Origin of the sequence: Candidatus Protochlamydia naegleriophila (genome assembly GCF_001499655.1) — a bacterium.
GTDB classification, from domain to species: domain Bacteria; phylum Chlamydiota; class Chlamydiia; order Chlamydiales; family Parachlamydiaceae; genus Protochlamydia; species Protochlamydia naegleriophila.
The window spans coordinates 453,521-475,098 of record NZ_LN879502.1; the positions used below are offsets into that span (position 1 = coordinate 453,521).

Genomic DNA, 21,578 nt, shown 5'->3' on the forward strand with positions numbered 1-21,578 from the left:
ACTGCCCTCGCCTTGAGCGTCTCTTTTCAGCTTGCCATTCGCAATGACAAGCCATCCAAGAAAATTAAGCGATTTAAATAATCCCTTAATGACTCAATAAGACAAGAGATTTAGTAACAGAAATGTTGTGTCATGCTCAGCCGATTAAGCCATTTTAGAGAGTTTCAGTCTCTAAAATGGCTTGTTAATGCTTTCAAATGGCACTATTCATTACCTAAGTTGTAAATGTCTAGAGACAAATTCAATACTTGGGCTTTTATGATTGTATCATGTTGTCTTTTTTTTGGGGACGACAACTTCATCAATTAAGCCATAATCTTTAGCTTCGACAGGGCTCATATAAAAATCTCTCTCTGAGTCGCTTGCGATTTTTTCAATCGGCTGGCCCGTGCTGTCAGACATGATTGCATTCAGTCGCTTTTTCAATTCAAGGATTTCTTTGGCTTGTAAAGCGACATCGGCAGAAGTTCCGCCTACTCCACCGTATGGCTGGTGGATCATAATACGGCTATTAGGCAGCGCAAAGCGCTTGCCTTTTGTTCCGGCAGTTAAGAGCAAGGCTCCCATAGAAGCTGCTTGGCCAATACAATAGGTGTTAATATCGCAGCCTAAATACTGCATCGTGTCATAAATGGCTAGGCCCGATGTAATATAGCCGCCTAAAGAGTTAATGTAAATGTGCACATCTTTTTTAGGATCTTCCATTTTCAAAAACAGCAGCTGAGCGACGACGACGTTTGCCACCTGATCTGTGATTTCAGTGCCGATAAAAATAATGCGATCTTTTAACAGGCGGGAATAAATATCCATGGAGCGCTCTCCACGTCCCGTATCTTCGATGACATAAGGCGTTAAAGACATTTGTGGTCTTGAGTGAGATGGGTGTGACATAGCAATCCTCGCTTAAAATCATTATTTTTGGTCTCACGATAAATGATTCTTCCGAATTTATCAAGATAGAACCGAAAAACCGACAGACGTTTAAAAAGATTTCCTGATCGTTTCTTAGAATCAAGAATTAGATAAATGGATTGGGTGGAGCAGGGGAGTCGGTGACTTGTAATTCGCTCTGCGCTATCTCGACTTTCTTGTCTCTTGCGTTAATTTAAGCCAAGAGTCTGAAAGTAAAAAGGCAGATTTCCTGTTAAGAAAATCTGCCTTTGGCAAGCTTTAATGACTTTAGATTAGGCCCATGTTGCGCGATCGAGCAGAAATTGCTTAATCTTGCGATCTAAGGCTAAATTGTAAAGCTGTTCGCGCAATTTTTGTTTGTCGCTGTAGATGTCGATTTGGCTACGTCCGCTTGGAATCAGCGCGATTTGTTTCGCTAACTCTTGAGAAATCTCTTCATCGGTCGGTTCTAATTGGCTATCGGCTGCTACGCGACGTAGCAAGAAAAATAGTTGGAGGCTGCGGATCGTGCTCTCTTCAATCATTTTCTCGATTTCACCATAGTTTTCATGCGCTTGGTCGCCTTGCTGCCGCTCTTCGAGCTGCTTGAGGTAGTCATCTAAACGCGCTTGCTTGTTAGCATCGATGTAAGAGTGCGGCAGATCGATCGGATATTTTTCTACCAGCTGGTTCTCCAATTGATGAATTTGCTGCTTGTAAACATCGTCTTGAATTTCTTGCTCTAAACGTTCGTCGATCTTCTTGTGCAGTTCATCAACCGTTTGCAAGCCAACTTTCTTTGCCAGCTCATCATCAACAGCCGGAGATTTTCCTTGCCAAATTGCATTGACAGTGACGCGGAAAGGGACAGGCTGGAAGTCTGGGTTTGGTGCTTGCGGATTTTGCTCTGTTTCCCCTTCTGCACTTTCGCCAGCCTTCAATCCAATCACTTTTGCTTTCATCCAAACGGGAAGACCGCTTTGATTTACTTGGGTGCGCTGGTTGCTGATGATTTGGCGAGGCGTCTCTTCTAAGATTGTTACATCTAAGTCGACAAAGTCGCCTTCTTGAGTTGCCCGGTCTTCGATAGGCTCATATGTCGTGAACTGCAAGAGAACTTGCTGCAGGGCGTTTTGACGCTCGTCGTCTGTTATTTGAGCTGATTCGATTTTGCTCAAATGCAACTCTTCAGGCTGGATAGCAGGAATTGTCGGGCGCGCTTCAAATTCTAAAATGAAGTGAGCACCTTTTTCACGGCTGCATTCGTGCACGATAGGGCGTTTAATTTGTCCGTCTTTCAAAGGATGGATATGTGTCAATTGGAGAGCTTCGTTAAAACCAGTTTGCAGGACAATATCGACACATTCTGTTTGAATACTGGAAGCATATTTTTCAGCAATGAACTGCACCGGAGCTTTTCCTTTGCGGAAGCCTGGAACGTTCACTTGTTTGTTGAAGGCTTTAAGCGCTTTTTGGTAGGCAGCTTCAACCGCCTCAGGCTTGACTGTGATGTCAAACTTAATTTGACAATGGGGCTTTTTTGTTACATGAACGGTAAGATTATCATTGCTAACGGTATTTGAACCGACTTCTGTCTCATGATTTGACACGGAGAACCTCTCTGCTAAATAGATCTTATAATAGCGGGTGATGAGATTCGAACTCACGACCCTCACGTTGGCAACGTGATGCTCTACCGCTGAGCTACACCCGCATCGGTCAGAATAGATGTGAACAAAGTCTAAGCAGGCTTTGCTTCAAAAAAATGAAGTCAGTTTCAATGATAAGTATCGTTGGACTTATAGCGGGTGATGAGATTCGAACTCACGACCCTCACGTTGGCAACGTGATGCTCTACCGCTGAGCTACACCCGCAAAAAATTATCAAGACTTTTCGCTCAAAAAAATGCCAATCAAGCGAAAAGCCTAATACCACTTTTTAGCGGGTGATGAGATTCGAACTCACGACATTCACCTTGGGAAGGTGACGCTCTACCAACTGAGCTACACCCGCAAGACTTTTTGGTCTTGTGGAACGCATAATATAAAGTGCACGTAGTTTTTTCGGCAAGTATAAAATCGTCATTAAATAAAATGAGATGAAAATTTCCTTTTTTGAGCAGCCTTTTCAATGAGGTAAAAGATTGACACTTTGTTTGTTATTGTTTTTTCATCCTGCATTTCCTTTGTGCAGTCACTATTTCGGAATGTTTAAGTTGCTTTAACAGTCTGCCGGTTCATTCAACGCGTCGTTTCTGTTGAGTTATTCTTCCAAAAGCGTTAAAAAAGGTGGGCCATGCGCGAAAATCTTGCCAAAAGCAGTGGGTGATTTGCCTTAAATGATGGAAGAGTCTTTATAAAGATTTGTGAAACCGCGATTTGTGTCTATGAATGCTGAAATTCAGATCAAACAAGGAGTGTAAGGTTTTTAGATTGATCGGCCGGCTCAATAAAAAGAGTTCATTATTAGGAATTTTTCAGAAAGTAAATTTTTGTTCGCATAATTAATGCGGTTTCGCTAATAACGGTCTTCAACCAAACCAAGCCTGTTTGTTTTACCATCAACGCCAAGAGATTGAGATAAGACAATGTTAAATTTTCGAAAACTTAAGCACGATTTCTCACCTACAATCATTAAAGAGGGTAAATCCCTCTATGATAAGGGGATGGTCGTTTCTTCCAAAATTATTAACTTAAAACCCGATATGGTGCGCTTTAGCTGCCGTGTGATGGGAAGTTTTGATAATTGTTACGAGTCTGAGCTTGAAATAGACCGGCATGAATCTGTTATCATCGATTCAGATTGCGACTGCACGTATAAATACGACTGCCAGCATTTGGCTGCTGTCTTATTTTACTTAGAAGCCCACTACAATCAAATTCTTGTCGCCTATTCCAAAGAGACCGATTTGGAAAAAGCTACTCACGTTGATGACCAAGAAAAAGAACGCCTAAGGGAAACGTTTAAAGAAGCAGAAACAAAAGAGCATGCTCGGCAAGACAAAAAATTTCAAAAAGAATTGCTTGAAGAGTATATTAATGCCTCTCAATTGCTTGGCCAAGCCTCTTTCTTTCATCCTGAAGAGGAAATTGCTCAAGACAAGGCTGAGTTGGCGGTTGTCTTTACACCGCCTCAAAAGGGGTGCGATCAAATTGAAATCCAATTATCGCTTCGCTTGCCTTTTCGATCGAAGTCCTTGAATATTTCGCAAATTAAGACCTTCATTGATGCGATTCGCTATAATGAAGCGCTTTATATCGGCAGCAAGCGTTATTTCTTCTCGATTAGTTCTTTCGACGAAGCGAGTGCTGAAATTCTTAAGCTGATCATCGACTTTGCAAGATTTACCGATAATAAAGGTGATAAGCAGCAGCGTTCGGCCTATATTGATATCGAAGCTTTTGGAACACTGCTTGCCGTTTCTTATGCCATTGCAGAGACTCGATTCGCTTCGTCAGCTCCTCTTAATGACCACGGCCCTGAGCTATATCCTATGCCTTGTATTTATTGCAGCACGATTGAGGAGCCGCTTAAATTGGCCATCAATACGGCAATGCTACGGTTCGAGCTGGATTATTTAGAGGTTAATGCCCCCAAGATTTTACTTAAGCCAAAAATTGTGTTGCAGAACCGGCACATTATTGATTGCGAGGAAGCGCTACTGTTCGAGTGCGCCAAGCCGGGAATGATTTATCAAAATACTTATTACCGATTCAAATCATTGATCAAGCGCAAGCATTTGCGTAGTTTGCCAGCTATTCGCGATATGACCATTCCAGAGCCATTATTTGGAACGTTTGTAGAGAATGCGCTCTCTGAATTAATGCGTTTTGCAGAAATCGCACATAAAGACATCATTGAGCGTTTTGTAACACTTCCCTTTGTTGAGAAGGTTGGTGCAGAATGTGATATTCATTATTTGAATGGGGAATTAGAAGCGTCTCTCAACTTCGTTTATGGCAGCGTCAAGGTACCAGCTGCAACTTCCCAGTTAACAGTTGAGCATATATCGACATTTGTGACTCCAGAGGGAATTTTGGCACGCAATCTGACTGAAGAACAGAAGATCACGGACCATCTTTTCCAAGATTTTGTTTTTGATCCTTCTCAAGGCATCTACAGTGCTAAGAATGACAAGAAAATTGTTGAATTTATGACCGAGGTCATTCCTGCTAATCAGCACCGCGTAAAATTCAATTGTCCTGAAAATTTGCTTGATCAATTCATTTATGATGATTCGACGTTTTATTTGAGTCTGAAAGAATCTAGTCGAATTGATATGTATGAAGTAGAAGTGAAAGTCGATGGTTACTTAAATGGAGTGACGGTTGATTTACTTTGGGACTGCCTTTCTTCTAAGCGCGCTTTCATAGAACTATCAGCTAAAAAAACGAGTAAGCGCAAAACTAAGGTAGAAGAAAATAAGGCTCCTTATAAGATCTTAGTCCTGGATTTGGAAAAACTTGCACCTGTTGTTCAAATTTTTGATGAAATGGGAATCAATCGCCTTGATGCTCACAGTGAACAGCGTCCTTTATGGAGTTTGGCAAGTTTAGACGTCGAGCAGTTTTCCGGACTTCCCGTTGAGTTTTCCATGACAGAAAAACTCCAAGAAATTCAGCAGCAAATGCTCGGACATGTTCCTTGTAAGGCAAGAGATATTCCATCCGTTATTCAAGCCTCATTGCGCAACTATCAAGTTGAGGGGATCAAATGGCTTGATCGTTTACGAGGCATGCATCTCAATGGTATTTTGGCAGATGACATGGGCCTTGGTAAAACTCTCCAGGCGATTATTACTTTAACGCAATATAAGCTGGATCACCCGGAGCAGCCCTCAATCGTGGTTTGTCCAACATCTCTTGTTTACAACTGGAAAGAAGAGTTTGCCAAATTTAATCCAGAGCTCAGAGTCTTGCCTGTCGACGGCAATCCAAGTCAGCGCAAAAAGCTTTTGAGTGATATTGATCAATATGACATCATCATTACCTCTTATACGCTTTTGCAAAAAGATATCGAATTCTATAAGACCGTTCCTTTTGGCTATATCATTTTGGACGAAGCTCAGCACATCAAAAACCGGGGGACTCGCAATGCGCAATCGGTTAAAATGATTCAAGCGGCCCACCGCTTGATTTTGACGGGTACGCCTATTGAGAATTCGCTGGAAGAGCTGTGGAGTCTTTTTGACTTCCTCATGCCAGGACTTTTAAGTTCATATGACCGCTTTGTTGAAAAGTACATTAGGCAATCTGCAACGCTGCAGTCTGGCAAAAATCTCGACAATCTTCGCCGAAAGGTGGCTCCATTTATTTTACGCCGCATGAAGCGCGACGTTTTAGATGATTTGCCGCCTGTTTCCGAGATTGTCTATCACTGCCATCTCTCAGATGTACAGCAAGAGCTCTATCGTTCTTATGCCGCCTCTGCTCGTGAAGAATTGTCTCAGCTGGTTAAGAAAGAAGGGTTTGACCGCGTGCAAATCCACGTGCTGGCTACCTTGACACGGCTTAAACAAATTTGCTGCCATCCAGCGATTTTTGCCAAAGATAAGCCTGAGAGCGGGGATTCTTCCAAGTATGAGATGTTATTAGAGCTCTTACAGACTTTAATGGAAAGTAAGCATAAGACGGTCATTTTCAGCCAGTATACACGCATGTTGAACATCATGCGGGAAGATTTACAGAAGCAGGGGATTCGCTTCGAATATTTAGATGGTTCAAGTAAAAATCGTCTTAGTATTGTTAAAAAATTCAACGAAGATCACAATATCCCTATTTTCTTGGTTTCTTTAAAGGCTGGAGGCTCAGGACTTAACTTAGTTGGAGCCGATACTGTCATTCATTATGACATGTGGTGGAATCCAGCTGTAGAAAATCAAGCAACGGATCGCGTCCATCGTTTAGGGCAAAAAAATTCAGTTTCCTCGTATAAGCTCATTACCTTAAATACGATCGAGGAAAAAATATTGGATCTACATAACCGCAAGAAAAGTTTAGTAAAAGAAGTGGTTAGCCGAGATGAGGATATGATTGCAAAATTGACGTGGGAAGAGGTGTTAGAGCTGCTTCAAACATAGTCAATTCGCTATAAGTTTAATGGCTAATTAATGTAAAGGAGCGGGAGGATTCCCGTTTGAGAGAAGGATGAGTAAAAAAAATCAAGCCAGCTTTAAAGGTATGGCCAATCAACTTTATCGCTCGGCATTTGGGCAACTCAATAAATTTAGGGGGGTCTTTTCAAACGATATTGGAATCGACTTGGGAACGGCCAACACCTTGGTTTTTGTGAGAGGCAAGGGAATCGTTCTGGCTGAGCCTTCGGTTGTTGCCGTCGACTCCATGACTAATGAGGTCTTGGCGGTTGGACATAAGGCTAAAGCCATGCTTGGTAAAACTCCTCGCAAAATTCATGCTGTCCGCCCGATGAAAGATGGTGTTATTGCGGATTTTGAAATTGCCGAAGGGATGCTCAAAGCTCTGATTAAAAGAGTGACACCTTCAAGGAGCTTATTTAGACCGAAGATCCTCATCGCCGTTCCATCAGGCATTACAGGGGTGGAGAAAAGAGCCGTCGAAGATTCGGCTCTGCATGCTGGAGCCCAAGAGGTCTTTTTGATTGAAGAGCCCATGGCTGCGGCTATTGGAGTTGACTTGCCGGTGCATGAAGCTTGTGCGAGCATGATTATCGATATCGGCGGCGGTACAACAGAAATTGCCATCCTCTCTTTAGGTGGCATTGTTGAGTCTCGCTCTCTTCGTATTGCAGGGGATGAATTCGACGAATGCATCATCAACTACATGCGACGCACCTATAATTTGATGATTGGGCCGCGAACAGCTGAAGAAATTAAGATTACGATTGGATCTGCCTATCCTCTTGGCGGCAGCGAGCTTGAAATGGAGGTGCGCGGCCGGGATCAGGTGGCAGGTCTTCCTGTGACGAAACGTATCAATTCCGTTGAGATTCGCGAATGCTTAGCAGAGCCAATTCAGCAGATTATCGAAAGTGTCAAATTAACGCTTGAAAAATGTCCTCCAGAGCTTGCAGCCGATCTTGTAGAGCGTGGAATGGTCTTAGCTGGCGGCGGTGCATTAATCAAAGGGGTCGATAAGGCTCTCATCAAGGAGACTGGATTGCCTGTGATTGTGGCTCCCAATCCCTTGCTTGCTGTTTGCTTGGGAACGGGTAAAGCACTCGAATATTTGGATAAATTTAAGAAGCGCAAAGCGCTCTAAGCGATTGCGATCAATGCAGTAGTGTGAGCCATGGTGCGGCTCATCTGGCGCTCTAAACATTCTACTTGTCCAACAATAGACTTCAAACGTGGAGTGCAGCGTCTCTGGTTATTCTCATCGAGAGGCTTGCCACGTTTAACTAAGTTGCTGGACGTTTCGGCATAATATTGCGTTAGCGCACATCACATAAAAGCGAGGGGGTTGAGAATGAGGCATGCACAATTGGAATCTTGGATTCAAGAAATCGCAGGGCTTTGCCAACCTCAAAGCATTCATTACTGTGACGGCTCTGAACAAGAGTATGAAGCTCTTTGCGATTTGATGGTACAAAAAGGGACGCTTATCCCTTTGAATCAAGCCAAGAGGCCTGATAGTTTTCTATGCCGCTCTGATCCGCAGGATGTAGCTCGCGTAGAAGACCGCACATTTATTTGCTCTAACACTCTGGAAGAAGCGGGTCCTACCAATCATTGGCACGATCCCAAAGAAATGAAAGAAACGCTTAAAGGGCTTTTTAAAGGGTCAATGCGGGGACGGACGCTCTATGTCATCCCGTTTAGTATGGGACCCTTAGGCTCCTCTATTGCGCATCTCGGGGTGCAATTGACAGATTCTCCTTATGTCGTTTGTAACATGCGCTTCATGACGCGCATGGGTAGGCAGGTGGAAGAGTTGTTAAAGAAAGAGGAGTTTGTTCCGTGTCTTCATTCGGTTGGCATGCCGCTGAATGAGGGGGTAAGCGATGTTCACTGGCCGTGCAACAAAGTCAAATATATCGTCCATTTTCCAGAAGAGCGCGAGATTTGGTCATACGGAAGCGGATATGGAGGCAATGCCTTACTCGGGAAAAAGTGTTATGCGCTTCGTATTGCCTCTGTTATGGCTCGAGATCAAGGATGGCTGGCAGAGCATATGCTGATTCTCGGGATTACAAATCCCGCGGGTGAAAAGAAATACATGGCTGCAGCCTTTCCAAGTGCTTGCGGCAAGACAAATTTGGCCATGCTGGAACCCACATTGCCTGGCTGGAAAATTGAAACAGTTGGCGACGACATTGCTTGGATGAAATTTGGGGAAGATGGCCGCTTATATGCCATTAATCCGGAGGCCGGCTTTTTTGGTGTCGCGACGGGGACGGCGATGGATTCCAATCCAAATGCCATGCTCACTATCAATCGCAACGCCATTTTTACTAATGTGGCCTTGACTGATGATGGGGATGTGTGGTGGGAAGGAATGACGAAAACGGCGCCTGCTCATTTGATTAATTGGCTAGGGCATGACTGGACACCTCAGTCTAAAGAAAAAGCTGCCCATCCCAATTCCCGCTTTACCGTATCGGCTTCTCAATGCCCTGTGATCGATCCTGCTTGGGAAGACCCGAGGGGAGTGCCCATTTCGGCCATTTTGTTTGGAGGAAGGCGCTCGAGTGTCGTCCCTCTTATCAGTGAAGCCTTTAACTGGCAGCATGGTACATTTTTTGGTGCATCGGTTTCTTCGGAAACAACAGCTGCAGCGACAGGTGATGTTGGACGCTTGCGCCATGACCCTTTTGCCATGCTTCCTTTTTGCGGCTACAACATGGGCGACTATTTTGACCATTGGTTGCAGATGGGAAAAAGAGAAGGAGTCGCTCTTCCTAAGATTTACTATGTCAATTGGTTTAGAAAGGGGGAAAAAGGGGAGTACTTGTGGCCCGGGTTTGGAGAGAACAGTCGTGTTCTTAAGTGGATTTTTGAGCGTACTCAAGGACAAGCCGACGCTGTCAAAACGCCAATTGGCTATCTTCCTACAGAACAAGCCATTGATACAACAGGACTCTCACTTGTTTCAAATGCCATGGAGCAGCTTTTAAAAGTTGATTCTGAAGCATGGCTGAAAGAGGTTGAAGAAATCGGCCACTATTTTTCATTATTTGGCGATCGTTTGCCACATGCCCTGCAGGATGAATTGCAAGAGCTAAAAAAACGCATTGAAACTAACGAGGTTTAAAAAGTTTATAGCTTAAAGCTTAAGACTTGCCCTCACTTAATTGAAGCAATCAAAAGATCTATGACCCCTGACTCCTCAATTTTTTTAAAAAAAATACGCCGCTTAAGCCAAGCCTTGATGATTAGCGGCGCTTTCAATATTGGCGTGCTTGGTTTTTTAACTTATTGGATTATGCGCGAGCGTCCCCCAACTCCTTATTGCGATCTTAAGCCGGCAGAAGATAAACACCAGCAAACACCCCTTGCAGATGATCGTACGAGTGCTGAGGTGATTGCTCAACTTTATAAACTTCCATATGGGCACCTCGTCAATTGTCTCGAGCGCAACCGACTCGTTGAAAATGGGTACGCCGAACGAGATCTGGCGCTTGCCTGTCTAGTCTCATTTCATGACTTTGACTTGCACCGGGCCCTTCCGCGCAATGCGCAACCGCACCAGCAAAGAGTGTTTACGTGGCAGCCTAATTCATCTAGTGAATCGATCGTCATAACGGTTTATCCAAGCCTCACGAATCAGCAGTATGAAGCAATCATCCATTTTGCGAAAACAGAGCAATGGCCTATGACGGCTCAAGGGTTATTCCGTTTGCTGAAAAAGCAAAAGGGAGACTCTCCAGGGGATCAAGCGCTTATAGAAACGTTCATGCTCACCCCAGAATTTTGGACGGTGGAACGGTTGTTTAGCCGCCAGGAACAGCCGGTTCCAAAGCAGGCCATCTTGGGCCTCTTATTGGAAGGAGATTGGAATGTTTTAAAACAATTTGTGGAGCAGCAGCGCCAGCGGCACGATTTATCGGATGCCAGACGGCAAAAATTTCTTTTAGATTCGATTCAAGCAGGGTCAAAATCGGCGGCCGACCTTCTGCTTAAATCAGAATGGGATTTTGCCGTTAAGAAGCTCACCGATCAGCAAGCCATCCAAGTTTTGCAGCTTTTGACAAACAAAACGGACAACAGTGAACGCTTTGTCAAGGAAATGTTGACTAGTCCGCGCAGTACGAATGTATGGAGGCAAGCATCTGCACTCTTGTACAACTATGCTGGAGAGACAGTACCTAGAGAGTGGAATTATGAGGCGACTTTGGCTCGCTTTGTACCAGATAAGGCAGTTGTTAAAAAAGAAACAACTCCAGCAGAGCCTTCTCTTCCTTTATTGCCTGTCAGGTCAGATGTCGTGGCTTCGCCTAAGCCAGTTTTGGCAGCCATCGCCAAGCCTATTCCCAAAGTAGTCAAAGAACAGCCTGCCCCACTCATTTCAAAGGTCTCGGCCAAGGAACGAAGCAAAGCTGCGGTCGTGGCGTCTGCACAAATTCCACCAAAAGCCCCAAACTTACACAAAGCTACTCCACTTTTTTCGACCGAAAAAGTTCAACCGGTTGAACGGACATATACTGTACAAGAAGGTGATTCGCTTTGGAAAATAGCCAAGCAATTTGGAGTTGCGGTGGATGCTTTAAAGGTGCGCAATCAATTGCAATCGGATGGCATTAAGCCGGGCGTTGTTCTAAAGATTCCTTAGGCTTTTTTAAAGTTTCCATTCTAGCGACATGATAAACTCTGTCATGAATGATGTTACAAATGCAAAGACGCCAAGAGCATGGAAAATGAGATCTCACATAAAATCATAGGAGCTGCTATTGAGATCCATAAGTGCTTGGCGGCCCAGGATTACTCGCAAGTGTTTATGAAAGCTGTCTTTGTCATGCACTTACGCTTCGACGTCTTACTATTCAGAGACAACTGATTGTCCCAGCCACGAGGTTCAACTTCTTATTTATCTACGTTTAACTGATAAAAAACTTGGACTTATGATCAACTTTGGGCAAGAGTACGTTAAAAATGGTGTAATGGGGTGGTCGATGGGTTTTAACGCTTTCTTTGCATCTTTGCGCTCTAACATCCGAGCGTTAAAGCTAAGAAGAGGGCTCTCCTTGGCTTTAACGTCCGGGCTGCTGCGATCAGATGGGTGGCTATTAAGCTTTAGCGTCGTTCATAATGTGTTCTATAATTGGGTGTTGGGAAAGCGAGAGGTTGCGTGGTAGGGTATGCATCTTGTCTATACTCAACTTCTTCAACTTCGTCATCTGAATCGTCAGATACCTCTTCTACATGCATTTCCATTTCTCTTACACGTCCTTGTAGATTAGCTGAGGAGTTTGAGTTGCGGGCTGCCCGGCACAGCTTGTCGAATAGAGTAGCTAGTTTATCAATCAAAATGCTTGAGGTTACAAAGGCGCCCACTGTTATGAGATGAGAACGTATGCTATTTTCAATGATTTCGTGGCTTCTTAAGCTAAAACTCATAAAACTACCCGCTATCACTTTGGGGAGAGGTAGGTGGTGAACGTTTTTCAATACTTGCAGAGCAATTTCTCCGCCTAGCCATGCTAAAGCCATCACTTTGGGATCTGTTTTTAAAACTATTCCAGCACCATAGCCTACTGCCGCCATGCATCCCATTTTGAAAGTTGTATCTATTTGAGTTACCATTTATTACCTATATTTTTAAGATTAATAAAAATTAAAACAGAACGATTTTAATTTGATTTTTTTTTCGCTGCAATAATTATTTATTCGATTATCCATTGTTGAGCGCCAAGCTTATCCCTATGAGTAAGGGAATAAAAAATAATAAAAGCTTAAGAGAGCAACTGATTACAAATGACTTACGAAATTTAACCTTACCCCTATTCTGAGCGATTGATTGAGCATGACCTAAGACAAATCAGAGGAAATTAAGCCGGTCTGATATGCTTAGGACTGCCAATAGGGTGTCAGATTAGTTGCTAAAGCGGAAATGTCGCTGTGGCAATTCCTGATAATCATTAACGTATTGCACGTGTCGGTTATTGAGCGATAGAAGGGATGCTGTCATTTTTTCCAGTAACACTGACAGTCCGGTAAAAGCTATGACTGCAATGAGGCCAGACTCGAAACTACTTCCAATGATTTTATGTTTGGTCAGATAATAGGCGACGCCTGTTCCGCCTAGTGAATTAGACAGCGTTTCAGATAGCTGTGGTATGAGAGTCCATCTTTGCAGAAGTTGTACCGCGACTTCTCCGCAAAGCCATGCTATGGCCATCAGTTTTGGATCAGCTTTCATTGCGGTTCCAAAAGCGTAACCGGCTCCAGCCATGCATCCCATTCTTAAAATTCTTTCAATATGCATCATCAAGACCTATGTTTAAGATTAATTAAATAGTCGGAATTGTAGTTTGAAATTTATTTCGGATCAATAGCTATTAGTTATCTAAAGGTTTTGATAAGGAACGAGGTCTTTTCTCAGCTCTCGCCAGGTCATACGCCCTGGAAAAGAGGAGGCTTTTAAGTGAGCTAAATTGTCGGTAGCATCGAGGTAGCCAGGTCTCAATTCCAGAGCTTTTTCAAAGCGAATCTGAGCCGCATCCCATTTTGCTTGCAATGCTAAAAGGGTTCCCAAATTGTTTTGGCAAGCAGCATTGGTGTCGTCCAGTGCAAGAGCTTGTTCGTAAGCTTGGTAAGCCGCGGCTAAGTTGTTGAGTTTAAAGTGGCAATTACCTGCGTAGAAAAGGGCGATAGAGGTGGATAAGCTATTAAAAAAAGAGAGCGCTTCTTTGAAGTGCCCCTGATTGAATAAAATTTTTCCTTTGAGGAGTTCTTTTTCTTCTTGTCTGAGACTCGTTTTGTCTACGATGGATTCAATATGGTTTGGTGGGTATTGGTTGATGACTCTCAATTCTGCCAGTCGATGGGCTGTTAAATCGTTGGAAAGATTTTGCCCGTGGCGGCGATAGCTTGTGAGAGGAAGGTCGAGATATTTAAACCGATAAAGGTGAGCGAGGCGGGTCATCAATTCATAGTCTTCGGCATGGACGAATGCTTCATTATAGGGATTCTCAGCTAAACACATCCGCTTGGCCATGATAGTGCTTGGGCCTGGAATCACATTTCTAAAGAGGAGTTGGACTAGAAAGTTCTCGCTCGCGATCTCCTCTCCATGCATTTCTCCAATCGGGTTGCCTTCCAGATCGATTAGGCGAAGGGCTGTATAGACAATATCGATGGAGGGATCGCTTTCAAAAGCCGCAAGCTGTTTTGCGATGCGTTCAGGATCCATGAGATCGTCCCCATCCAATAGGCAAATATAGCTGCCTTTGGAGGCTGCAATTCCGGCATTGCGGGCGGCTGATGGCCCCTGATTGGGCTGGGCGAGATAGCGTATGCGCGGGTCTTGCTTGGTAAATGAGAGGCAAATGGATTCTGTCTCGTCGGTTGAGCCGTCGTTGACGAGAATGATCTCCAGGTGAGTATAGGTCTGGGCTTGTACGCTACTAAGCGAAGCTTGTAGAAAAGGGGCTTGATTATAGAGCGGAATGACAACGCTAATGAGAGGGGAAGGTGGATGAGTCAAGCTTATCTCTCCTTATGACCTAGATTTTTACTTGCGTTTTGCGAATGGGCTAAGGAACGGGATCGTGCCCTCCAGGGTGCCAAGGGTGGCAGCGGCAAATTCTTTTTAAGCCTAGCCAACTTCCTCTAAAAGGTCCATGTTTTTGCAAGGCTTCAATGGTGTATTGCGAACAGCTTGGATAAAAGCGGCAGGTCAGGCCGAGCAAAGGGCTTATGGTGTATTGATAGAAGCGAATAAAAAGCATAAATAGTTTTTTTAACATCTCTTTTTACCATTCTAATATTTATAGGGACTTTGAAAAGACGCTATAAAATAAAAAAGACGATTACTCGAAAGTAATCGTCTTAAACAAAGGAGATAGTAACGTTATTGCGTTTTCTAGGTCGAGTGAGCTAAGAAGTCGCAGATAACAGGAAGACTGATTTCAATCGGCCAGGGCATTTGTTCAGGTGCTGGCTTTGCAAGTAATTGTCCAGAGAAATGCTCTTTATCAGAAGAGAGATACTCAGGAACAGAACGTGCAGGATTGTCTAACGCTTCGGCAATGATTTTCATTTTGCGCGATTTTTCTTTAATAGAAATAACCATGCCTGGCTTAACGTTGAAAGAACGACGATCAACTTTTTTACCGTCAACCAGGATGTGACCATGAGAAACTAGCTGTTGAGCAGCAAAAATCGTGTGGCCAAATTTCAGACGATAAACGATATTATCTAGACGGCATTCGAGCATTTCAGCAAAATGATTAGCTGTATTGCCTTCTATGCGTAGAGCCTTTTTATAATAGGCTACGAGTTGTTTTTCGCTAAGCATTCCGTAGATTGCTTTTAGCTTTTGCTTTTCTTCTAACTGAAGGCCAAAATCAGATTTTTTACGTCGGCGAGCACCGTGCACACCAGGCGGATTTGGCTTATGCAGTAGAGGATTGCGCGCGCGCCCAAATATATTAACACCATAACGTCGGGCAATGCGATTTTTGTTACCTGTATAACGAGCCATTTGTTCTCCTAACGATTTCGAGTGCGATCGATGAATTTAATTGATCGCAAGTGCGAATTATGTCAAATGAATCGATTTTTTTGCAACGACAATTGAATTTTTTCCGCTTTTTATTATTTTTGAGCGTTTTTAAAGAATAAAAATCGAGCTAAAAAGGGACTAAATCTCATGTGGATCATTTTATATGAATAGAGCATGCCTGTTCGCTTTATTAATCCTAGCAGCAAAAAAGTGCTCATCTCGCTTTTCTGTTGCGATCCAGCAAGTCGAATGGTGATTTAATTCTTTAAAATCAGATAGAATAAGCAGTGATCAACAGTCGATCAGTTGGAAATACCCTCTAATTTTCACCCGAATGAAGGCGTCATGACAAATTCACAGCAAGTTAAATTAGAAGAAGAAAATCAGAATACATCATTGGAGCATGCTTTTAAACAATTTTCTTTGGAGACGGATCGTTTAGAGTTTGCTTATCAAAGCCTGCAAGAGCAATTTAAGGGCGTTCAACGCAACCTGCACGAGTCACATCTGCGCTTATCCGGAAAATTAGCTGAACTGGATTTTATCACTCGCTATCTAGAGGCGATTTTGAATCACATTTCGCAAGGAATTCTTTTTATCGACCTCAATGGAATTATTACAACCTGCAATGCAACGGCTGAAACGCTTTTGGGAAAAGAAGCGAAGCAGCTCCTCTTCCACCCCTTTAAAGACTTTTTTGAAGATGCGGCTTTGGGTTTTTCCTTACAAGAGGCTCTCTACAGCAAGGCTTGCCCCAAGACCTCTTTTATTACTTGGGTCATTCCAACTGAGGAGAAGATTGAGCTAGAGGTAGAGGCGACTTTTGTTGCCATGGGCAGCCAACTGTTTCCGCTTGACTATCGGCAGCCTTCTCCAACTCCGGTTCAAGGATTGCTCATCTTAATCCGCAACATTACTGAGGTGCGCCGCCTTCAGCAGCTGACTAATCGCTACGATCGTTTAAAGGATTTGGGCGAAATGGCGGCACACTTAGCCCACGAAATACGCAATCCTCTCGGAGGAATCAAGGGATTTGCCGCGCTCTTGCACCAAGATCTTACTGACCGTCCTGACCTGCAACAAATGGCGTCTTATATTGTAGAGGGGACCGACAGCTTAAATCACTTTGTTTCTAACATTCTCAATTATACCCGCCCTTTTCAGGCGCACTTTGAGTTGGTTAACTTAGGAACTTTTATCGATGAAATCCGCTGGCTTGTACAGGCAGATCCAGCTTGGAATCTGTCCTTGTCTTTTAGCCTTCATGTTGAAAATCCTGAGCTAGTTGCTCAAATTGATCCTCAACTGCTCAAATCTGCTCTTTTAAATCTATTTGTCAATGCTCTTCAGGCAATGCCAAATGGAGGCTCTTTGGCGGTTAGGATTAGTCAAACGAAAGGGGAGGCTGTCATTACGATTGCCGATACAGGAAGCGGTATTCCAGCTGAACATTTGGATAAGATTTTTTCCCCCCTTCTTTTCGACAAAAGAGACGGGCACGGGACTCGGTTTATCTGAAGTACATAAAGTTGTGCAAGCACATCAAGGCTTGATCGAGGTTAAATCTGAAGTCGGCGTGGGCACGACCTTTATCATTAAACTCCCATTAAAAGTGATTCGATGAGGCTATCATGGCAATTGAAAAAATTCTGATTGTAGACGATGAATTGTTAATGCGCAATTTTCTCGTTGAAGCTCTTAAGCGCAAAGGTTTTGAGACGACGGCGGTTGAAAATGGGGAAAAAGCGGTCAAGCTCGTTCAAGAGAACGCTTTTGACATGGTCATCACCGACATGAAAATGCCAGGCATGACTGGAATCGATGTTCTCACTAAAGTAAAGGAGCTATCGCCTAGAACACTTGTCATCGTGATAACGGCCTTTGGAACGATTGAAAATGCCGTTGAGGCGATGAAATTGGGCGCTTTTTACTATTTAATCAAGCCTTTTTCTTTAGAGAGCTTGATGGCCAATATCGAGAAGGCCAATCAACATGTGGCCTTGGTAGAAGAAAATCACTATCTTCGACAACAAGTCAGTGCGAATCGCTATGCGCGTCATGTAATTGCCGAAAGCCCTGCCATGCAGCAGGTTTTAAAGGACATCGAGCGGATAGCCAAAAGCAATGCCAGTGTCTTTATTAATGGGGAAACTGGCACGGGTAAAGAGGTGATTGCTCATTTGGTCCACTACAGCTCCCCAAGAGCCAATCAACCCTTTATCAAGGTCAATTGCGCAGCCGTTCCCGATACTCTTGTGGAGTCGGAATTTTTTGGACATGAAAAGGGAGCTTTTACCGGAGCCGCCAACAAACGTTTGGGCCGCTTCGAATTGGCCAATGGAGGCTCGCTTCTCTTGGATGAAATAACCGAAATACCGCTGGTTTTACAGTCCAAATTGCTTCGCGTCACGCAAGAACAAGAATTCGAACGGGTTGGAGGGACCAAGCCCATCAAAGTGGATGCCCGCCTTATTTCTACCTCTAACCGCGATGTCAAAGAGGCCATTGCCAATAAGGTCTTGCGCGAAGATCTGTATTATAGACTGAACGTTGTTCCCCTTTATTTACCACCGCTTCGCGATCGCAAAGAAGACATCATTCCACTGGCCGAACACTTCATCGAGCAAATGTGCCGAGAAAATCACTTTGATAGTAAAAAACTAAGCGAAAGCGCCAAAAGGAAATTATTGGAATACCGCTGGCCAGGGAATGTGAGAGAGCTGGCTAATGTCATTGAAAGATCGGTCGTGATGGATCCGGGCAAGATCATTCAAGGAGATCATCTCTACCTGGAAGGGCCTGGTGTCAATGTGATGGCAGGCAGGACGATTCAAGAATTGGAAAAACAGCTCATCGTGGAAACCCTGCAGGTGCATCAAAATCGCACCAAGGCTGCCGAGACGCTGGGAATCAGCGTGAAAGCCCTGCGCGATAAGCTTGAGGAATACAAATTGTCTTAGCTTTTATGTGAATCTATCTACAAAATGACTTGAAACGCAAAGACGCAAAGAGTATAGAAAGCTTTCTTTGCGTCTTTGCGTTTCTACCATACTGAATCGGATCGGCAAGGCACTCTTTTTGCTTTGATCGTTTAGGCAGTTATAGCTTTTAGGCAGTTGTAGCTCTGGGTTTGAGCTTCTCTTTTCTTGCATAGAGTTCGTCTTCGTTAGGATGTTTGGCTTTTACCACCTGGCCTAATAAATCGAAGTGCAAGAAAGGCTCGCTTGGTTGCATGCCTTTCAATTCAGTTTCAATTTTTGCTTGTAAATTTCCTAACATCCTTAACTTTTTCAGATTAATGGAATCCCCGTGATCAGTTTGTTTTGTTTCTCCATTGCCATCATCGGTAAATGTAAAATCTGTTAAGTAATTTGCGATCTTGGGTATAAACGGAATTCCATCCAGCTGATCTTTCTTATACGCTTCTCTAAGGGCTTTATTGCTGCCATCGGTTGAATATAGCCTGTCCATTTTTGCCTTTTTTGAAAGGGCTTGTTTTGAGAGTTCGTCTGGGTTCTGGGTGTTAAACACTGTATTGTAAACAGCTGTTTGGTTTAATCCCGACAGAATCGCTTGCGCCATCTCATAATTTCGAGGAACCTCGGAATGGGCAAATCGATCGGCCATTTCTAAAAATGCTTCATAGACTCTCACTCTTTCTTTAGGGTTATAAGAGGTATCCAAAATTTGAGAAGCAACGAAATCGCTCACCTGATTAAAGAGCTGGGTATTGGCAACCAGATTGGGTGCCTTGACTTCTTTTCCATCTTTTATCCAAGCTTGACCATAAAATTCGGATGAATGGGCCGATCCGAGGATGACACGTGAGGTGGTCTGAAGATCTGCCATAAAGTCTTTAATGAAGTTATTTCGCTCTTTTTTGCTAAATTTGCCTGCCGCTAGTTTTGTAAACTGATTACTTAGAGAGGTATTTGCTCTTTCTATATTAGCCTTTGCAAGAATCTCGCTTGAGTTAGTCATTGGGGTTGGAGCCGCTTGTTCGAGCGCCCATCTTCTGCTTTCACTGACCGTTTTATTAGCGTCCTGCTTAGCCATGGCAATTAATTCGGCAAAGTCTTCTTTCTTGGCGATTCCCTTTTGGATGAGCTCGATCGCGAAATCCATCAACATGAGTTTTTCTGTATAGACATCTTTTCGAATGTCATAAAGATGATCTTTATGCTCTGCCTTCCTTTGAGCATTAATCTCAGCATGCTTTTTAAAGACATCTACCATGGCTTGGGCTATTTCTTTACCAGCTGCTTTACTGGGGTCTTTCCGTACAAACTCCATCCATCCACTTCCCACTAAGAAATCTTTGCGTAGTTCAGTTTGGCCTGGCTGAACGAGCAAATGGGCGAGGGTGTTTAATGAAACAACTTTTCCTTCCTTGGCTACATCCTGTTCTATGCGATCGACATAAGTTTCTGTTTTCTGGAAAGAATCAGCTGCCTCTTCAATGTTTTTAAAAACGGCTTGGAAAGCCTGATTTAGTTCAGGAGACTTAGCCAGGCTAGGTCCAATTTGCTCGGATAAATTCTCTTTGAGTTGTTTAAGTCCAGCCACATCATTTTTAGTAAAAAGTCCTTCTTTTAGACCTGTCCTTAAAAGGAGCACAACTTCTTTAGCCGTATTTTTAGCATTTTCACTGGTTCCTTTACGTATTTGCATCCCTTTTTGCCGGTCGACCAATTCAGGTCTGCCTTCTTTCATGAGCAGTTTTTTATGCTTGTTGTCTGGTTGAGCTAACTGCTTACTCCTGGTGAATAAGGCGTCCAATGCTTGACGATAGATGTTTTTATCGGCTGCAGATAGTCCTTTTTCTTCGGCTTTAATTTCTGGTTTGAGCATTTCTGGTTTAGTGCCAGACTCAATAGCTTCGCGCACGTTGGTTTGCAAGACTGTTGTTTCAGCCTGTATCGGCACCTCTTGTTGCGGTTTAGCGTAATCGTCAATCGCAGCTTGCATATTTCCTTTGAGGTGATTCAAAGCTTTTTCCCACGCATTGGCAAATTCTTGTGCTCCTGGATTATTCAAGCCTGGATGGGTAGCCGCATGCTTGATATCCTGTAATTTCCGATCAACCCACTTCATTTCTTCTTCAATCGCCTTTTTAGCTGCTTCAGGATTGGGATTTTCTCTTGCCTTGGCGCAGTTGCTTTTGATTTTGCGGTAGGCGTTTTCTACTGTTTCAAAAAACTTTTTTTGTTCGGTTGAAAATTCATGCTTCTTGGGTAAGGTTGACTTTTGGACTTGAGTCGGAACCTCTCTTAATTGTTCTGAAGGTTGAGATGTCGACAGGGGAGGTAGATTTGCGAGTGCTTTTTGGCTAACAAAGCTGGTCAATTCTTGATAGATCTTTTTGGCAGGATCATCTTGATCTTCAAATTTAACGATCTTGCGCCCCTCTAAATTTTCAATTCCCTTCTGATTGATGCGCGCGCCAGCAAATTCGTTGTTTAAGAGGTGTTTGGTAACGAGCATGACGGCGACTTTACCCGCTAAATGCTCCAATTCGCTGGCATTTAGGGCAAGATCAGAGGTGGAGAGCCTGACGTTAAAGGTGCGCCCCCCAAAGGCAATAATTCCTACATTGCCCGACTCAGCTGCTTTGTAGGTAACCTGTTGCTCAGTCAATAACTTTTTCTCATCCATCGTTAACGGCGATGGAATGACTGGATTCGCAGTAGGATTAGTGATGCTCATTAATCCCCCTCCTTACAAAAGTTAATTTATTTAATCGTTAAGCTCGTTGCTTTTTTTGTTTTTTAAATTTAACTGTTGTTACATTGAATTATACCATTGATCAATAATTATGCAAAAGAGGTTGTTTTTTTATTCAATTAAAAAACTTTATAAATAGTTTATAGTGAGGGAATTTGTCGAATTTTTGATATAGCATGATTGGTACTTAAATTCAGGGAGCAAGTCTTAAACATTGCTCGAAGGCTTGAATGCAAATTGACAGCAGAGAAACCTGCATTTAAAGTCTAGGTACAGTCATTTTTAAAGAAAATAGAAAATCATATAGATCTAATTAACAT

The 21,578-nt window shown here is 43.4% G+C and carries 15 protein-coding genes, 3 tRNA genes and 1 pseudogene; 8 read left to right on the forward strand and 11 right to left on the reverse strand.

What is annotated here, in order from left to right; genetic code table 11:
- Positions 1 to 267 precede the first annotated feature (267 nt).
- From PNK_RS01790 to PNK_RS01805, 5 genes are all read right to left on the reverse strand, one after another.
- Positions 268 to 861 carry an ATP-dependent Clp protease proteolytic subunit gene (locus tag PNK_RS01790; protein ID WP_032124984.1) on the reverse strand — a complete coding sequence of 198 codons (594 nt, stop codon included), beginning with the start codon at positions 859 to 861 and terminating at the stop codon, positions 268 to 270.
- Between the two features lie 323 nt (positions 862 to 1,184).
- Positions 1,185 to 2,501: a trigger factor gene (tig, locus tag PNK_RS12960; RefSeq protein ID WP_158021665.1), complete on the reverse strand. Its 1,317-nt coding sequence runs from the start codon at positions 2,499 to 2,501 to the stop codon at positions 1,185 to 1,187.
- A 32-nt stretch (positions 2,502 to 2,533) separates the two neighbouring features.
- Positions 2,534 to 2,605, reverse strand: a tRNA-Gly gene (locus PNK_RS01795).
- 89 nt (positions 2,606 to 2,694) lie between these two features.
- Positions 2,695 to 2,766: transfer RNA gene (locus tag PNK_RS01800), tRNA-Gly, on the reverse strand.
- Positions 2,767 to 2,832: 66 nt separating this feature from the next.
- A tRNA-Gly gene (locus tag PNK_RS01805) sits at positions 2,833 to 2,905 on the reverse strand.
- 574 nt (positions 2,906 to 3,479) lie between these two features.
- Between PNK_RS01805 and PNK_RS01810 the strand changes: the two genes are divergently transcribed.
- The 5 genes and pseudogenes from PNK_RS01810 (at position 3,480) to PNK_RS13955 (ending at position 12,163) form a co-directional block, all read left to right on the forward strand.
- Entirely contained in the window at positions 3,480 to 6,971 is a 3,492-nt protein-coding gene (locus PNK_RS01810; RefSeq protein ID WP_059059925.1) for a DEAD/DEAH box helicase, read from the forward strand.
- Positions 6,972 to 7,038: 67 nt separating this feature from the next.
- Positions 7,039 to 8,130 carry a rod shape-determining protein gene (locus PNK_RS01815; RefSeq protein ID WP_032124987.1) on the forward strand — a complete coding sequence of 364 codons (1,092 nt, stop codon included), beginning with the start codon at positions 7,039 to 7,041 and terminating at the stop codon, positions 8,128 to 8,130.
- Positions 8,131 to 8,337: 207 nt separating this feature from the next.
- Positions 8,338 to 10,122 (forward strand): phosphoenolpyruvate carboxykinase (GTP), encoded by a 1,785-nt coding sequence (locus tag PNK_RS01820; protein WP_059059927.1) that lies wholly within the window; start codon positions 8,338 to 8,340, stop codon positions 10,120 to 10,122.
- Between the two features lie 60 nt (positions 10,123 to 10,182).
- The gene (locus PNK_RS13670; protein ID WP_059059928.1) at positions 10,183 to 11,640 is read left to right on the forward strand and encodes a LysM peptidoglycan-binding domain-containing protein; all 1,458 of its coding nucleotides are present in this window, start codon (positions 10,183 to 10,185) and stop codon (positions 11,638 to 11,640) included.
- Between the two features lie 131 nt (positions 11,641 to 11,771).
- Positions 11,772 to 12,163, forward strand: a pseudogene (locus tag PNK_RS13955) (GxxExxY protein).
- Here PNK_RS13955 and PNK_RS13295 read toward each other — a convergent pair.
- From PNK_RS13295 to rpsD, 5 genes are all read right to left on the reverse strand, one after another.
- Positions 12,102 to 12,611 (reverse strand): hypothetical protein, encoded by a 510-nt coding sequence (locus tag PNK_RS13295; RefSeq protein ID WP_059059931.1) that lies wholly within the window; start codon positions 12,609 to 12,611, stop codon positions 12,102 to 12,104. The pseudogene PNK_RS13955 and the gene PNK_RS13295 sit on opposite strands and share 62 nt — an antisense overlap.
- Before the next feature lie 289 nt (positions 12,612 to 12,900).
- Positions 12,901 to 13,296, reverse strand: coding sequence for a hypothetical protein (locus PNK_RS01835; RefSeq protein WP_158021666.1), 396 nt, complete (start codon positions 13,294 to 13,296; stop codon positions 12,901 to 12,903).
- Positions 13,297 to 13,374: 78 nt separating this feature from the next.
- On the reverse strand, positions 13,375 to 14,514 hold the full coding sequence (locus PNK_RS01840; RefSeq protein ID WP_059059933.1) for a glycosyltransferase family 2 protein: 1,140 nt from the start codon (positions 14,512 to 14,514) through the stop codon (positions 13,375 to 13,377).
- Positions 14,515 to 14,563: 49 nt separating this feature from the next.
- A complete protein-coding gene (yidD, locus tag PNK_RS01845) occupies positions 14,564 to 14,776 on the reverse strand; it encodes a membrane protein insertion efficiency factor YidD (RefSeq protein ID WP_032124993.1) in 213 nt (70 codons plus the stop codon).
- 116 nt (positions 14,777 to 14,892) lie between these two features.
- Entirely contained in the window at positions 14,893 to 15,513 is a 621-nt protein-coding gene (gene rpsD / locus PNK_RS01850) for a 30S ribosomal protein S4 (protein ID WP_032124994.1), read from the reverse strand.
- A 366-nt stretch (positions 15,514 to 15,879) separates the two neighbouring features.
- On the opposite strand from rpsD, the gene PNK_RS01855 reads away from it, so the two are divergent.
- From PNK_RS01855 to PNK_RS01860, 3 genes are read left to right on the forward strand one after another with little or no spacing between them, the layout of a single operon-like run.
- A complete protein-coding gene (locus PNK_RS01855; RefSeq protein ID WP_059059934.1) occupies positions 15,880 to 17,052 on the forward strand; it encodes a two-component system sensor histidine kinase NtrB in 1,173 nt (390 codons plus the stop codon).
- On the forward strand, positions 16,952 to 17,158 hold the full coding sequence (locus tag PNK_RS13960; RefSeq protein ID WP_158021667.1) for an ATP-binding protein: 207 nt from the start codon (positions 16,952 to 16,954) through the stop codon (positions 17,156 to 17,158). Before PNK_RS01855 ends, PNK_RS13960 begins: the two co-directional genes overlap by 101 nt.
- 7 nt (positions 17,159 to 17,165) lie before the next feature.
- Positions 17,166 to 18,494, forward strand: coding sequence for a sigma-54-dependent transcriptional regulator (locus tag PNK_RS01860; protein ID WP_059059936.1), 1,329 nt, complete (start codon positions 17,166 to 17,168; stop codon positions 18,492 to 18,494).
- Positions 18,495 to 18,642: 148 nt separating this feature from the next.
- On the opposite strand, the gene PNK_RS01865 is transcribed toward PNK_RS01860, so the two are convergent.
- Complete coding sequence (locus PNK_RS01865; RefSeq protein WP_059059938.1) at positions 18,643 to 21,240, reverse strand: RasGEF domain-containing protein; 2,598 nt, start codon at positions 21,238 to 21,240, stop codon at positions 18,643 to 18,645.
- Positions 21,241 to 21,578: the final 338 nt, after the last annotated feature.

Excerpts from the sequence above, each read along its gene's own strand:
- PNK_RS01790 (WP_032124984.1), bottom strand. The coding sequence starts at position 861 with ATGTCTTTAACGCCTTATGTCATCGAAGATACGGGACGTGGAGAGCGC.
- PNK_RS01810 (WP_059059925.1), top strand. The coding sequence starts at position 3,480 with ATGTTAAATTTTCGAAAACTTAAGCACGATTTCTCACCTACAATCATT.
- PNK_RS01815 (WP_032124987.1), top strand. The coding sequence starts at position 7,039 with ATGAGTAAAAAAAATCAAGCCAGCTTTAAAGGTATGGCCAATCAACTT.
- PNK_RS01820 (WP_059059927.1), top strand. The coding sequence starts at position 8,338 with ATGAGGCATGCACAATTGGAATCTTGGATTCAAGAAATCGCAGGGCTT.
- PNK_RS13670 (WP_059059928.1), top strand. The coding sequence starts at position 10,183 with ATGACCCCTGACTCCTCAATTTTTTTAAAAAAAATACGCCGCTTAAGC.
- PNK_RS13295 (WP_059059931.1), bottom strand. The coding sequence starts at position 12,611 with ATGGTAACTCAAATAGATACAACTTTCAAAATGGGATGCATGGCGGCA.
- PNK_RS01835 (WP_158021666.1), bottom strand. The coding sequence starts at position 13,296 with ATGATGCATATTGAAAGAATTTTAAGAATGGGATGCATGGCTGGAGCC.
- yidD (WP_032124993.1), bottom strand. The coding sequence starts at position 14,776 with ATGTTAAAAAAACTATTTATGCTTTTTATTCGCTTCTATCAATACACC.
- rpsD (WP_032124994.1), bottom strand. The coding sequence starts at position 15,513 with ATGGCTCGTTATACAGGTAACAAAAATCGCATTGCCCGACGTTATGGT.
- PNK_RS01855 (WP_059059934.1), top strand. The coding sequence starts at position 15,880 with ATGACAAATTCACAGCAAGTTAAATTAGAAGAAGAAAATCAGAATACA.
- PNK_RS01860 (WP_059059936.1), top strand. The coding sequence starts at position 17,166 with ATGGCAATTGAAAAAATTCTGATTGTAGACGATGAATTGTTAATGCGC.
- PNK_RS01865 (WP_059059938.1), bottom strand. The coding sequence starts at position 21,240 with ATGAGCATCACTAATCCTACTGCGAATCCAGTCATTCCATCGCCGTTA.